Genomic DNA, 13,578 nt, shown 5'->3' on the forward strand with positions numbered 1-13,578 from the left:
CCACTTCCGTTTCCCTTCGCTGCTCAAGCATAGTCGATCATGCATGGATACCGATGTTCTCGCGAGCCCTTGTGCAAAGGGATGAACCGGACACCGAACGCTGTGTTTTGTCGCTGTATCGCCATCATTACTGTGAACGTGCCCGAGGAGAAGACGTGGATTCCCGATTAAATGCTTTTCTTGAACGCGCCGATGCCGTTTTGGCCCGTATCGAACCGCTGCTGCCTGCCCCTCGGCAAGCTATCGACTGGAATCATTGCCTTGCCGCGCGCTGGCAACGCGAGGGGCGCAGCGGGTTTCTGTTGCCGCTGGAAGTCAGCCTCGACATGCGTTTGTCCGACCTGATCGGTGTCGACCGGCAACTGGAGCAACTGGGGCGAAATACCCAGCAGTTCCTCGATGGCATGCCGGCCAACCACGCGTTGCTCTGGGGCTCGCGCGGCACCGGCAAATCGTCGTTGATTCGTGCCTTGCTGGCCGAACACGCCAAGGCCGGATTGCGGCTGATCGAGATCGAACGCGATCACCTGGCGGACTTGCCCCGAGTGGTCGAGCAGATCGCCAAGCTGCCCCAGCGTTTCGTGCTGTTCTGCGATGACCTGTCATTCGAGTCGGGCGAGGGCGATTATCGCGTACTCAAAAGCGTGCTCGACGGCTCTCTCGAACAGGCCCCGGATAACGTTTTGCTGTACGCCACGTCCAACCGTCGCCACCTGGTGCCGGAAAAGGAAAGCGATAACGAAAACTGGAAACGCGTTGACGGCGAACTCCATCCCAGCGAGGCGGTGGAAGACAAGATTGCGCTGTCGGACCGTTTCGGATTGTGGCTGTCGTTCTATCCGTTTACTCAGGAACACTTTCTCAACGTCGTCGAACACTGGATCGGTCAACTCGCCGACAAGGCCGGCCTTGAGTGGCAGCGAGACGAAGCATTGGACATCCTCGCGGTGCGCTGGGCCACGGGCCGCGGTAATCGCAACGGACGTTGCGCGTATCAATTCGCTCGCTATTGGGTCGGGCTGAAGCTGTTGGAGCACAAGGCATGATCGATTTACAAAAGAGCGGCCAGGGCCTCGAAGGCTACGGCATGCTGTGGGCGCAATTGGAGTCACTGCTGGCGGACGAGCGGGATTTCATTGCCAACGCCGCGCAGTTCTCGGCGTTCCTTTATAACCAGCTCGATGACCTGAACTGGGCCGGGTTCTACCTCAATCGCAATGAAGAACTGGTGCTTGGCCCGTTTCAAGGGCAGATCGCCTGCGTGCGGATTCCGTTCGGTCGGGGTGTGTGCGGCGCGGCGGCGGCCACCTTGCAGACCCAGTTGGTCGAGGACGTGCATGCGTTCCCCGGTCACATCGCTTGCGACAGCGCGTCGAACAGCGAGCTGGTGGTGCCACTGGTCAAGGACGGTCGCCTGATCGGCGTGCTGGACCTCGATAGCCCGAAACTGGCGCGTTTTACCGCTGAAGATCAGGCCGGTATCGAGCAATTGGCGGCGATTTTTTTGCGCCTGACCGACTGCTGATCATGCCCTCAAGCCTGCCTTGACCAGCAGGCTTGCCGGATCAACCGCATCGATCTGTTGGGGATCGAGGAATCGATCGGCGTACTTCAAGTAGATTTGCGCGTTGATGAACAGCCCGAACAACTCAGGATCGATGTGGGCATCCCGGCACATGGTGGCCATGATGCCCAGCGCTTCGCTCAACGACTTGGCTTTCTTGTAGGGGCGATCGGCGGCGGTCAGTGCTTCGAAAATATCGGCAATCGCCATCATCCGCGCCGGCAGGCTCATTTCTTCGCGCTTCAACTGTTTGGGATATCCGGTGCCGTCCATTTTCTCGTGGTGCCCGCCGGCGATCTCCGCGACGTTGGTGAGGTGGCCGGGGAAGGGCAGATGGCTGAGCATCAGAATCGTCTGCACCATGTGGTGATTGATGATGTAGCGCTCCTCGCGGGTCAGGGTGCCTCGAGCAACGCTCAGGTTGTAGAGCTCGCCCCGGTTGTACTTGTAGCGCGGCACATCGAGCTTGAACCCCCACGGATTATCCTCCGGAATCAGTTCGTCTTCGGGCCGTTCGAACAGGTGCTCGGGTTTGTCCGCCAGCAATGGCTCGCTGACCGGCAGTGTCGGTGCCGGGGTCCGCGCCTGACGCCGGTTCTCTTCCCAGGAAACGCCCAGCCGGTCATCCAGGGTTCGGGTCCAGGTGCGTTGGGCGATGCTGCGCAGGCGTTGCAGGTCGGGTTCGGCCATCGCCTCGCCACCCAGGTTGCAGCGGGCAATGAACGCGAAATCATCGTCCAGCCCCGCCAGCGTGGCGTTGCGCAGTTCGGCCAGGTGTTGCTCGTCACCGCCCAGGGCCATGGCTTGCCAATAGCTGATCCAGGCATCGCGCTTGAGTACTTCGAATCGGGTGCGGATTTCGTGAATACGGTCGTTAAGGGTTTCCAGCTTCGTGGCTTTATCGACCACATATTCCGGAGTGGTGATCTTGCCGCAGTCGTGCAGCCAGGCGGCGATGTGCAGCGCTTCCCATTCATCGTCGGTGGGTTGATAGCCACTGAAGGCCGGGTCCTGGCTGGCAGCGGCGGCTTGGGCGAGCATCAGGGTCAGCGCCGGCACTCGCTGGCAGTGACCACCGGTATAAGGGCTTTTGGCGTCAATCGCACCCGCCAGCAGTTGAATGAAGGAATCCAGCAGTTGTTTTTGTTTGGCTTGCAGACGCTGGCTTTCAATACTCACGGCGGCCGCGCCGGACACCGCCTGGAGAAACGCGATGCGGTCCGGACGAAGTTTTTCCAGATCGCTCTGGTTGCCGGTGTCGGCCAACAGCAGGATCAGCAAGCCCACGGTTTCGTTATGGCGATTGTGCAGCCGAATGCCGATCAGATGAACGCGGGGACACTCCAGCGCAAGCAACACTTTCTGCAAATCCCCGGCCTGTTCAAAACCAAGCGTGGTGACGACGTTGTCGGCATTCGACAGCTGCTGTAGCCATGCAGGGCTTTGCGGAGCCTGGAGTTCGTGCCCTCGAAGATCAAATGACGGCAACGCCTGTGCGGTGCCGTTGACGACCAGACCATGGGGCTCCATGCGATCGCCATCACTTTCGCGCAGGTAGATCAGGCCGGCCTGGGCCTGGCCGATTTTCACGGTTTCAAACAACACCCGTTCCAGCAAGGGGGCGAAGCGGGTCTCGGCACTCAGGCTGTCGGTGATCTGGAAAAAACTCGCCAGGGTGTCTTTCATACGCGTCATCGACACGCTTAGTTGGTCGACTTCGAGCACGGGCGAGCGACGTGAGGCCGGAAAGTTAAAGTCGAAACTGCGAACCGCATCGGCCTCCCGCACCAGCGCGCGCAGGGGTTTGACCAGAACTCGCGAGGTCAGCCAGCCCAGCGGCAGGCACAGCAACAGCGTGGCCAGGGTAATCAGCGCGCCTTGCCAGCGCATGCGGTAGGCATCGACGAGTAACTCATCTTCCGGCACCAGCAGCGCCAGTTGCAGTCCCTGGGGGCCGCCCTCCTGCATGCGGCTGCGGGCAACGATCCACTGACGACCGGCGACATCCAGGCGATTACCTGCGGGGGGATTGTTGAGCAATGCGCCGAGGCCGGGGCTCAGGTCGGCGGCTTTGATCAGGCGGGCAGTCTGATCGTCGATGATCAGTTTGCTGCTGTCGGGATACGCGATGGCATTCCCTTGCGCATCGAACAGCACGATTTCGGTACTGGGCGTCACGACATGTTTGGCCAGGGTTGCGGAGAGTTCCGCCAGGGTCAGATCGGCACCCATGATGGCCTGTTCGCCACTGCGCCGGGCCAGGGTAGTGCCGACATTGTGGGTGGAGAAAAAGATGTAGGGTTCGGTAGTGATCTGATCGCTATCGCTGCGGGCGTTGGCATACCAGGCGCGGGTTCGCGGATCGTAGGTTTCGTCGGGGTTGTCCTGGCGGCTGATGAGGGTCAGATCCTGATCGAAAAACAATGATTGGGAGTGGACCTGACCGCTGTTGCCTGTTCGCTCAATGCTCCACACCTGATAAGCCGCAGTATCCGGTGCCTTGAGGAGCGTTTTCAGGTCGCGGGTTCGCAAGGGCCGAACCATGAAGAAATCACCGTTGCCATAGCCCAGATACAACGAGGCCAGGTTGGGGTTGTCCTTGAGCGACTGGCTGAAGGGTTTGAGCAGCGCCAGGCGTTGCTCCAGGTCAGGTGCCTGGGTCGCCGGGTATTCCGCCAGCAGGGTCAGCAGATGGCGAATCGGTTCATAAGTGGCGTGCAGGTCGAGACGCACGTCCTGCTCGATGCGGTTGAAGAGCTTTTCACTGCTGGAAAGAATGATCTGCGTGGTTTGCTGGTAGTTGAAAAGGCCCAGCACCACGCCAGTCAGCAACAGCAGGAAAGTGAACATCACGCTGATATGGACGTGCAGGGGAAACCGCCGTTGATCCGGGCGCAGTGGGCTGGGCATTGCAGGTCTCTCCATGATGGTTAACACACTGCTCAGCGTCCAAGCATAGTTAAGGCTCTGTCATTCTGCTTTTGTCGTTTTGGCCGATCTGTTGCTGCAATGCTTGCTCCAGTTCGAGCATGGCGCGCTCTATAGCCTTGCTGCAATCGGCCACTTCGTCGTGATGAAATACTTCATGGCAGGCCTTTTCCAGCGCCTCGCAGCTGTCGATCACCCGGGACGCCTGGACGATTCGGGCGGCGCCCTTGATTTTGTGGGCGACGTCGAGAAATGGCTGAGGTTCTTTGGAGGGGGACAGCGCCAGCAATTCTTGTCGGTCCAGACGGTTGCTGTTCAACAGTTCGGTTAACAGTCGCTGGTCCAATACCGGATCTGCGCCGGTCAAAAGACGCAGTCCTTGCAGGCTGAATGCCGGATCGCGGACGGTTGGCCTGATACCTTCAACCCACTGACTCAAGGCTGTCAGGGTAAGGGGCTTGAACAGGCAATCGTCCATCCCGGCTTGTTTGCAGCGTTGTATTTCTTCCGGTTGTGCGTTGGCGGTAAAACCCAGGACGGTACAGGGCGGGCGATGGGTTTTTTGTTCATGTCGGCGAATGGCGCGGGCCAGTTCGTATCCGTTCATGATCGGCATGTTGCAATCGACAATCACCAGATCGAACGGCTCGGCTTCCCATGCCTGAAATCCTGCCTGGCCATCCGGTGCGACGCTGAATCGGTGGCCCAGAAACTCCAGTTGCTGACACATGAGCAAGCGATTGGCGGGGTGATCGTCGACCACCAAAACATTCAAGGGGGGCGTCGTGGTGTGGATTTGCGCTTCAACAGTCTCTGGCTTCTGCTCGAGTGGCAGTGTTGCCAGGTGCAACGTCACCTCGACTTGAGTCCCGACACCCGGCTGGCTGCTCAATTGCAGGCTGCCGCCCATCATTTCGCACAGGCTGCGGCTGATTACCAGTCCAAGCCCCGCACCGCCTCTGGCTGACTGCCCGGAGTGATCGGCCTGGGCGAAAGGTTCGAACAGCCGCCGCTGATCCTGTTCGTTGATCCCTATGCCGCTGTCGTGAACCTGCAACAGCATCCGGACCCGCTCAGGCTCGGCGGTCGAGTGCAAGTCGACGATGATCCTGACTTGGCCTTGCTCCGTAAACTTGATGGCATTGCTGACCAGATTGGACAAGACCTGCTTGAACCGCATCGGGTCCAACAGGACATCAAACCCCGGATTGGCAGGGCGGAATTCCAGCAGCAACTGGAGGCTTTTCTGGCGCGCCAGTCCATCGAAGACCCGCACCACCGAGGCCACGATTTCACTTGGATTGACCCGTTCAGGGCTCATGCTCAAGCGTCCGGATTCAATCCGGGCAATGTCGAGAATGTCCCCGATCAGCTCCAGCAGGTCCTTCGCCGAGTTGTACGCCACATCGATGGCCGGGCGATCCGGGTGCTCATGATCGATGCGTTTCAGCGTGAGTTCGAGCATTCCGATGACCGCATTCATCGGGGTGCGGATCTCATGGCTCATGGTCGCCAGAAAAGTGGTTTTGGCTCGGTTGGCTTCATCGGCGCACTCTTTGGCATAGCGCAGATCATCGAACAGTTGCCGCCGTTCGCTGATGTCGATCCAGCCGCCGATGATGCCTTGCACTTCACCGCTCGAATCACGGTAGGGAAGAATCCAGTGGTAAATCGTCAGTCTGCGGCCGCCGATGTGCAACGCGCGATCGAGAATCAACGGTATCCCCTCGGCCATGACGCGCTGGTAATCGGCCTGATATTCCCGGGCTTCGAACGCATTGCTCATGTTTGCTTGCATGACGCCTTTGCCGATGACGTCTTCACGTTTTGCGCAGAAGGCTTCCAGGTAACTGTCGTTGCAGCTTTGCAGAAGTCCCTGACGATCTCGGACGTAGATGGGATGAGGCGTCCCGTTGACCAGTGATCGCATGAATTCGAATTGATCGTTCAACGCGCGCTCGGCCGCCTGACGCTGCTTTATCTGGCGACGCATGTAAGCGTTCCAGGCAACGGAAATCAGCAGCAGCACCCCGGCACCGATAACGATTTGGTAGAACAGTCGGTGATAGTTGCGCCAGGTACTTTGCGAGGACGCCGAATAGCCGCGCCAGCGGCTGTTGATGATGCCCAGTTCTTCCGGCGCAATACTCAGCAGCGCCTTGTTGAGGATGGCGTTCAGCTCTTTGGCTTCCCGGCCTGTGGCCAGGGAGAACGCGGCCTGCCGGGTACCGATGGTGGTACTGATTTGAAGGGTTTGCTCGAAGAGTTGCGATGAGATGAAGTAGCTGGCAATCACCAGTGAGTTCACCGCACCTTCTGCCTTGCCCTCGGCCAGCAACTCCACGGCGCTGAACGTGTCCGGGGTTTCAATCAGCCTGATCCGCGGGAACTCGCTGCGCAGGTAATCCACCAGGGGATTGCCTTGGGCGATTGCCAGGCGTTTGTCCCGCAACTGCAAAAGGCTTGTCGGGCTGTCGGCGGCTTTGCGAGTCAACAGGACAAAGGAGTTTTGCAGGTAGGGGCGGGTGAAGTTCAACGTCGTTTCACGTTGGGCGCTGGGGAGCAGGGCGGCGATCAAGTCGGCCTTATGGTCCCTGATCTGCTCGATCATCTCGTCATCGCTGCGGCTGCGATGGACGTCGAAGCGCAAACCGGTGCGCAATCTGATCAGCTCGAGCAAGTCCGCGGTAACCCCACGAAAGTTGCCATCACTGTCGAAAAACGTCAGCGGCGCAAAAGCCTCATTGACCACCACACGCACTACCGGGTGTTGCGCCAGCCAGCGTTCTTCGTTGTGGGTGAGCTGCAGTTTTTGATCGGTGAGCAGCATGTCACTGCCGGCACTCCAGCGCTTGGCAATGTTGTCTCGTTCGCTGGTGGGGATGGCCATCAGCATTGCGTTGATGATCCCGAGCAGTTGCGGGTTGTCCTTGTGCACGGCAAAGCTGAAACCATGGGCTTCGTGTTTGCCGAAGTTGGCCATGCGGATGTTGTTCAGATACCCCTTGTTGATCATGTAATGGGTAGAAATGGTGTCACCCAGAAAAACGTCAGCCTGGTCGAAGGCAACGGCATTGATCGCATTCTGGTAGGACGGAAAGGACGTGATGTTCGCCCCCGGATACATGGCCTTAACCTCCTCCAGCGGCAAATAGTGATACACCATGCTCAGCCGTAGACCGGTCAGGCCATCGGTCAAGGATCTGGTTTCTCCTTCGCGTGTCACCAGAACCGGCTGGTCTACGGCGTAGGGTGTGGAAAGTACGATGTCAGCGTTGTGAGCTTCGAATCCATTGGCGGTACCCAGCAAATCGATCTCGCCGTTTTCGAGTGCCTCGATCGCGTCCTCCCGGGACGCAAAGCGCAGAACCTTGATTGGCAAACCGGTTGTTTTGCCAAGGATACCCGCGTAATCGGCGGTAAAGCCTTCGTAGTCGTGACCACTGAGGGTCAGGTCGAAAGGGGGGTAGTCCGGGGCTGAAGTGCCAAGGATCAGTTCCCGTTTATTCTCGATCCATTGTCGTTGTGATTTATCCAGTTGGACTTCCTGGTGTCCGGCCATCGAGCGACTCATCAGGGTGTAGTTCTCGCTGACGGTCTGCGCAGCGGCCACTGAGGCGGTCAGGCATAAACCTGCGGCCATGAGTGTCAGATAATCCTTTATACGACTGGGCATCCTGTCTCTCACACTAACGCGTTACGTTTTGCCATATCGATGAGTTCAACCAGGGATTTGGCTTTGAGTTTCTGCATGAGGCGTTTTTTATAAGTGCTGACAGTCTTGTTGCTCAGAAACATGCCTTTGGCTATTTCCTTGTTGGTGCGGCCTTGGGCAAAGAGTTGCAATACCATCAGTTCCCGGTCATTGACTGATTTGAACAGTTCCAGGTCGGCGAAACGCGCGTCATCACCGCGAACAGGATTCAAAGCCTGGCTTGGGAAGTAGTTGTAACCTGACAATACCGCTTTTATAGCACTGACCAGTTCACTCAGGTCTTCCTGTTTGCACACATATCCCGATGCGCCGGATTGCATGCAGCGAATACCGAAAAGTGTCGGGCATTGTGCTGTTAACACCAATGTTTTCAGGCGGGTACTCATTGCGTTGAAACGGGCGAGAACTTCCAGCCCATCCAGTTTGGGAATACTGATGTCGAGAATGACCAGGTCAGGCATGCATTCGCGAACCATCTGCATGGCGTCGACCCCATTATCAGTTTCGCCGACGACTTTGTAACCTTCATGTTCAAGCAACATTCTGACGGCAAGGCGGATAACCGGGTGATCATCGACAATAAAAACGGAGTTCATAATCAAATCCCATGCGAGCTCAAATAAAGCGCGCACCTTAGCTCAGATAGTTGAGGCGACGCATGAGCTGACGGACCTGCAGCGGCAATATAGGAATAATCCTACAGCTGAAGAAGAATGGGACTACGTATCAACTAGGTTTTTTATGAAGAAGGGTGAAGATTGTTGATGATTAGTCGAGAGGCTGGAAGTATTTAATTATAAGTTGTGAGTGGTGTTTTGCCTGGATTTTTAGTGTGTTTGGTGTGCCATTTTTTACAATGAGGCCAAGGTCAACAAGTTTCTAAATTCGGATTGTTTCAGCGGTTTGATCAAGTATCCCAATAATGGCAGTCCGTGTTCGTTGGCCTTTTTTTCAAGTTTATCCAGTTCAGCGGATGTCAGGCTACTTAACAGTATGGCCTGTCTAATCATCCCCCGGTGGCTGGCGAATTCGACCAGATCAAGACCGCAGAGGTCGGGCAGACATTGATCGCACAAAAGAATATCAAATGGTTGTACAGCCTTGAGCATTTGTTGCAAGGCGCCATCGGCACTGTCGGTGGTGGTCAGTTGGGTGAAACCGTAACTCTCAAGCAAGTATTGAGTCGCCCGGAGTTGGAAGGGGTGATCTTCCACCAGCAAGATGCGCAGATCGTCTTTGAACATAGGAGTATTCACGCTTCTTCTGTCGAGCTGAAGGAAGCGAGATTATTTCGTGAAGTTACCGAATAATCGATCAGTTAGCTCAGCGCATGTTGTAGGGGAATTCGGCGAACGTTGAGTGCACTTGGATTTTGAGAGGCAAATCAACCATTGCAGGCGGCAATGGTTGATCACCCAGGTCTCATCAGTGGCTCGAACGACCGGTCATCTCCAGCGCCATTTCGCTTGCATAGCTGTCGGTCATGCCGGCGATGAAATCAATCATCCGTAGAAACGAGGCGTGCAATGAGCCGTGAGGATCGGGCGCATTGTTACCCAGCAGGTCGAGGACTCGGCGACTCTTGAAGGACGGCGTTCGACCGTTGTGCTGTTCCAGTGCCGCGCCGCAGAAGGCGTTGAGCAGGATTTCCAGCGTGGTGTAGGCGCCGATTTCATGCAGGGTCTTGCGCTTGTCCTGGAAGATTTTCTTCCGCGCCATGTCCTTGGCATTCAGGACGCAACGCTTGGCAGGGCCGTGCATGTGCTCCACCAGATCACCGGGCAGCGTGCCGGCCAGCAACGCGTCCTGTTGCTCGACAAAGGCCCGGGCTGCGGCGTTGGTCAGGTGTTCAATGGCTTTGCCTCGCAGGATCGCCAGTTTGCGCCGGCGCGAATCCTGTGGACCGAGCTGGCGATAGGTTTCCGGCAGATCGTCACCCACAAGGTCCAGCAACAGGGACTCGACCTCGGCGTACTCCAGCAACTCCATTTCCAGACCGTCTTCCAGATCGATCAGCGCGTAGCAGATGTCATCGGCAGCCTCCATCAGATACACCAGCGGATGGCGCGCCCAACGCTGTTCCTCGAGTTGCGGCAGGCCGAGTTTATGGGCGATTTGTTCCAGAAGCGGCAATTCGCTCTGATAGCAGCCGAACTTGTGTTTTTTGTAGCCCAGAGAATCCGCGTGTTTTGCCGTCCATGGGTACTTCAGATAAGTACCCAGCGTGGCGTAGGTCAGCCGGGTGCCGCCGTCGAACTGGTGATATTCCAGCTGGGTGAGTACCCGGAAGCCTTGGGCATTGCCTTCGAAATTGAGGAAGTCATTGCGTTCGACTTCGCTCATTGCATCCAGCCAGCCACGGCCGGCGGCTTGCTGGAACCAGTGGCGAATCGCGTCTTCGCCGGAATGGCCGAAGGGTGGATTGCCGATGTCATGGGCCAGGCAAGCCGATTGCACCACCATGCCCAGGTCGCTGGGCTCGCACCAGTCAGGCAGGGCGCTGCGGATGGTTTCGCCGACGCGCATGCCCAGCGAACGGCCGACGCAGCTGACTTCCAGCGAGTGGGTCAGGCGCGTGTGGATATGATCGTTGCTGGTGACCGGATGGACCTGGGTCTTACGCCCGAGACGGCGAAACGCGCCCGAGAAAATGATCCGGTCGTGGTCTTTGTGAAAAGGGCTGCGGCCGAGTTCTTCCGGGCTGTGCAGAGGCTTTCCGAGGCGTTCGCGGGTAAGCAGGGTTTGCCAATCCAAGGCGGGTTCTCTCCGTCAGGTGTTTGATTGCTTAAGCTTCCGGGTTCGCGTCCGGACCTGCAAGCGGAACTACAGCCCGGCGGCGTCGATATCGATGAGCAGCAGTCGCTCGCCGTTGTCGAAAAATTGCCCTGCGGTGAGGCAATACTGGTTGCTGGTGGCATCGCGGTAAGTATTGGAGAGCGTCAGTCTTCGCTCATCCCAGCCTTCGGCAAGCAGATGATAGAAGTAGGGACGCCATGACCAGTTGTGGCCCAGGTAGCGATTGTCGGCCTCCCAACCGTTGTTGCGCCACTCAAGGTTGGGCGTCAGCTGCGTGCCGTGGCGGTCGCATTGGTAGAAGCGCAGCAGCCAGGGAAATGCATCCAGTTGTGGCAAGGCGCTGAGCGGCGCGCGGGCCTGAGCCCATGCTTGCAGGATGGTCATCAGCTCGCTGAGTTGCTGGCGCATGATCATCAGGCGACCGCGCTCGTCCAGCTTCTGCTGGACATAGCGCTGACGCAGTTGCGCGAAGCGCTCGACAAAGGCGTCCGAGGCAAAGAAACCGGCTTGTGCCCGGGCGAACAGAAAACCCTGAACGTAGCGCGAACCGCACTCCAGGGCAAAACTCAGTTGAGCCTCGGTTTCCACCCCTTCGGCGATGATCCAGCAACCGGTTTTCTCCGCCATTTGCGCCAGAGCCTTGACCACGTCGCTGCTCGGTCCACCTAACGCAGCGGCCTGGAACAAGCGCATGTCGAGTTTGAGGATGTCCGGTTGCAGCGCGAGTACGCGATCAAGCTGAGAGTATCCGGCACCGAAATCATCGATGGCGATCCGCGCGCCGGCCTGTCGGTAGCGCGCCACGACGTCGGTCAGGCGCTGAATATCGCCCCCCAATTCGGTGATCTCGAAGACAATGCGTTGTGGATCGACGTTGTGCCTGATCAATTGCTTGAGGCTCGGTAGAGCCTGGTCCTGTCGCAAGCGGTTGATCCAGCGTGGCGATATGTTCAGGCTCAGAAACCAGTCCGAGGGCGCTTCATGCAGACGGCTCAGCGCGTTATCGCGGATCTGGCGATCCAGACGACGCAGCGCGATGGCGGGCGTTCGCGGGTCGGCGAACAGTGGCCCCACCGAGGTCATTTGACCGTCGGCCTGGAGCAATCTTCCCAGTGCCTCGACGCCAGCGATACGGCCGGTGGCGGTATCGATGAAGGGTTGAAAACAGGCGAGCGGTTGCCCGTCGATCACGAGGCCTCCTTGGTCAGGTCTTGTTATTGGATAAAACCTGTTCACCGGGTAGGCACGCAGGATTGAACCCCTCGATAAAGAGATTCAATCCCGATGTTGCAAGAATGCAGCCAGATAACGGCCTTAGTGGTTACGCGAAGAGCCTTGCATGACCAGCTTGATCAATGGCCCCAGCGTGGTGCCCAGACGAACCAGTCGAGTCAGGCTGCTGACGCCACCGCTCTTGGCGCCCTTGCCCGTCAGAAAGCCCAGCAAGGTGACGGCGGCCACGCCCCAGAGTGGAGCGTGTTTGATGCCGAAGCCATCCTGCAGGTTTTGCGTCATCCCGCGCACACGCTGCAAGGGTTGCAGCAGTTGCGCGGATTCATGGCGGATTTCCTGACGATGCATTTCCATGCGCAGGCGGATCAGCGCCTTACGCATTTCGGTGCGCGAGCTGTTGTGAGGCAGTTCAGGCAGGTTCATGGCAGCAGGCGCTCCCGATCGTTGGCCAACTCTTCCAGGGTGCCGTGGAAGGGCGACGATTCATCGAAAATCGCCGCTCTCAAGCGCATCGCACAGAAAATGGCCGCAAGGGTGTAGAAAACACAGAGCCCGATGATGGCCGCCAGTCGATAGGTGTCCCAAAACAGGATCAACACCAGCGTCGACAACCCCACCAGCAACAGCAAGGCAAAAACCAGCGTCAGGCCTGCGAATAGCAACAGGCTTACCGTGCGGGCTTTTTGCTCCTGCAATTCGATGCCGAACAGTTCGACATGGCTATGCAGCAGTCCAAGAAAAGCGGCACCCAGGCGCCGCGGTGAGGAGCTTGGGCCCGTCGCGGACGAGCCGGATTCGCCGATCGCCATATCAGCGCCGAGTAGCCAGCAAGCCAAGCAGGAAACCCACGCCGGCCGCGATCCCGACCGATTGCCATGGGTTGGCCTGGACATAGTCTTCGGTGGCGGTAACGGCGGCCTGGCTGCGTTCGCGCAGGGAGTCTTCGGTCAGTTTCAAGGTTTCGCGCGCACGCAGCAGACTGTCGTGGATTTGCTCGCGCAGTTCATCAGCCTGATCGCCGGCCAGCGTTGCGGTGTGTTCCAGCAACCGTTCGGTGTCGCTGACCAGAGTCTGAAAATCGTTCATCAGGATTTCTTGAGCAGTCTTTGCCTTGATGCTGGCCATGGGTGGATCTCCGTAAGTGACTTCTGAAACGTTCGAGTATGAGCCTTGCGCGAAGGTTCAGTACAAATGACTGGTACAACTTTTGCTACGTCGTGGTGCGTCTGCCTGCGCCGTTGCGCTGTTGCTGGGCAGGATTCGAGCAAAACCTTATCTCAAATAATGAAAACTCGCGCAAAGGTTCCAACCTTGTGCGCCAAAGTGGCTCATCGGGATCAAT

The 13,578-nt window shown here is 57.8% G+C and carries 11 protein-coding genes; 2 read left to right on the forward strand and 9 right to left on the reverse strand.

Features of this window, described 5'->3' with window-relative positions; genetic code table 11:
- The first annotated feature begins 155 nt into the window (after positions 1-155).
- Both KGB23_RS15435 and KGB23_RS15440 read left to right on the forward strand, forming a co-directional pair.
- Positions 156-1,046: an ATP-binding protein gene (locus KGB23_RS15435; RefSeq protein ID WP_223431701.1), complete on the forward strand. Its 891-nt coding sequence runs from the start codon at positions 156-158 to the stop codon at positions 1,044-1,046.
- Entirely contained in the window at positions 1,043-1,525 is a 483-nt protein-coding gene (locus KGB23_RS15440) for a GAF domain-containing protein (protein ID WP_046054403.1), read from the forward strand. The genes KGB23_RS15435 and KGB23_RS15440 overlap by 4 nt, the downstream gene beginning before the upstream one ends.
- On the opposite strand, the gene KGB23_RS15445 is transcribed toward KGB23_RS15440, so the two are convergent.
- The 9 genes from KGB23_RS15445 to KGB23_RS15485 all read right to left on the reverse strand — a co-directional run bounded on the left by KGB23_RS15445 (position 1,526) and on the right by KGB23_RS15485 (position 13,361).
- Complete coding sequence (locus KGB23_RS15445) at positions 1,526-4,474, reverse strand: HD domain-containing phosphohydrolase (protein WP_223431702.1); 2,949 nt, start codon at positions 4,472-4,474, stop codon at positions 1,526-1,528.
- A gap of 49 nt (positions 4,475-4,523) precedes the next feature.
- Positions 4,524-8,168, reverse strand: coding sequence for a transporter substrate-binding domain-containing protein (locus KGB23_RS15450; RefSeq protein ID WP_223431703.1), 3,645 nt, complete (start codon positions 8,166-8,168; stop codon positions 4,524-4,526).
- Between the two features lie 8 nt (positions 8,169-8,176).
- The gene (locus KGB23_RS15455) at positions 8,177-8,803 is read right to left on the reverse strand and encodes a response regulator transcription factor (RefSeq protein ID WP_150656985.1); all 627 of its coding nucleotides are present in this window, start codon (positions 8,801-8,803) and stop codon (positions 8,177-8,179) included.
- A 255-nt stretch (positions 8,804-9,058) separates the two neighbouring features.
- Positions 9,059-9,451 carry a response regulator gene (locus KGB23_RS15460; RefSeq protein ID WP_223431704.1) on the reverse strand — a complete coding sequence of 131 codons (393 nt, stop codon included), beginning with the start codon at positions 9,449-9,451 and terminating at the stop codon, positions 9,059-9,061.
- Positions 9,452-9,632: 181 nt separating this feature from the next.
- Positions 9,633-10,961 (reverse strand): deoxyguanosinetriphosphate triphosphohydrolase, encoded by a 1,329-nt coding sequence (locus KGB23_RS15465; RefSeq protein WP_150656983.1) that lies wholly within the window; start codon positions 10,959-10,961, stop codon positions 9,633-9,635.
- A 69-nt stretch (positions 10,962-11,030) separates the two neighbouring features.
- Positions 11,031-12,194: an EAL domain-containing protein gene (locus KGB23_RS15470; RefSeq protein WP_223431705.1), complete on the reverse strand. Its 1,164-nt coding sequence runs from the start codon at positions 12,192-12,194 to the stop codon at positions 11,031-11,033.
- 123 nt (positions 12,195-12,317) lie between these two features.
- On the reverse strand, positions 12,318-12,659 hold the full coding sequence (locus KGB23_RS15475; RefSeq protein ID WP_150656981.1) for a hypothetical protein: 342 nt from the start codon (positions 12,657-12,659) through the stop codon (positions 12,318-12,320).
- Complete coding sequence (locus tag KGB23_RS15480) at positions 12,656-13,045, reverse strand: phage holin family protein (protein ID WP_223431706.1); 390 nt, start codon at positions 13,043-13,045, stop codon at positions 12,656-12,658. The genes KGB23_RS15475 and KGB23_RS15480 overlap by 4 nt, the downstream gene beginning before the upstream one ends.
- 1 nt (position 13,046) lies before the next feature.
- Positions 13,047-13,361 carry a YqjD family protein gene (locus KGB23_RS15485; protein WP_150656980.1) on the reverse strand — a complete coding sequence of 105 codons (315 nt, stop codon included), beginning with the start codon at positions 13,359-13,361 and terminating at the stop codon, positions 13,047-13,049.
- Between the last annotated feature and the right edge of the window lie 217 nt (positions 13,362-13,578).

This window comes from Pseudomonas sp. GL-B-26, from assembly GCF_019947405.1.
Lineage (GTDB): Bacteria > Pseudomonadota > Gammaproteobacteria > Pseudomonadales > Pseudomonadaceae > Aquipseudomonas.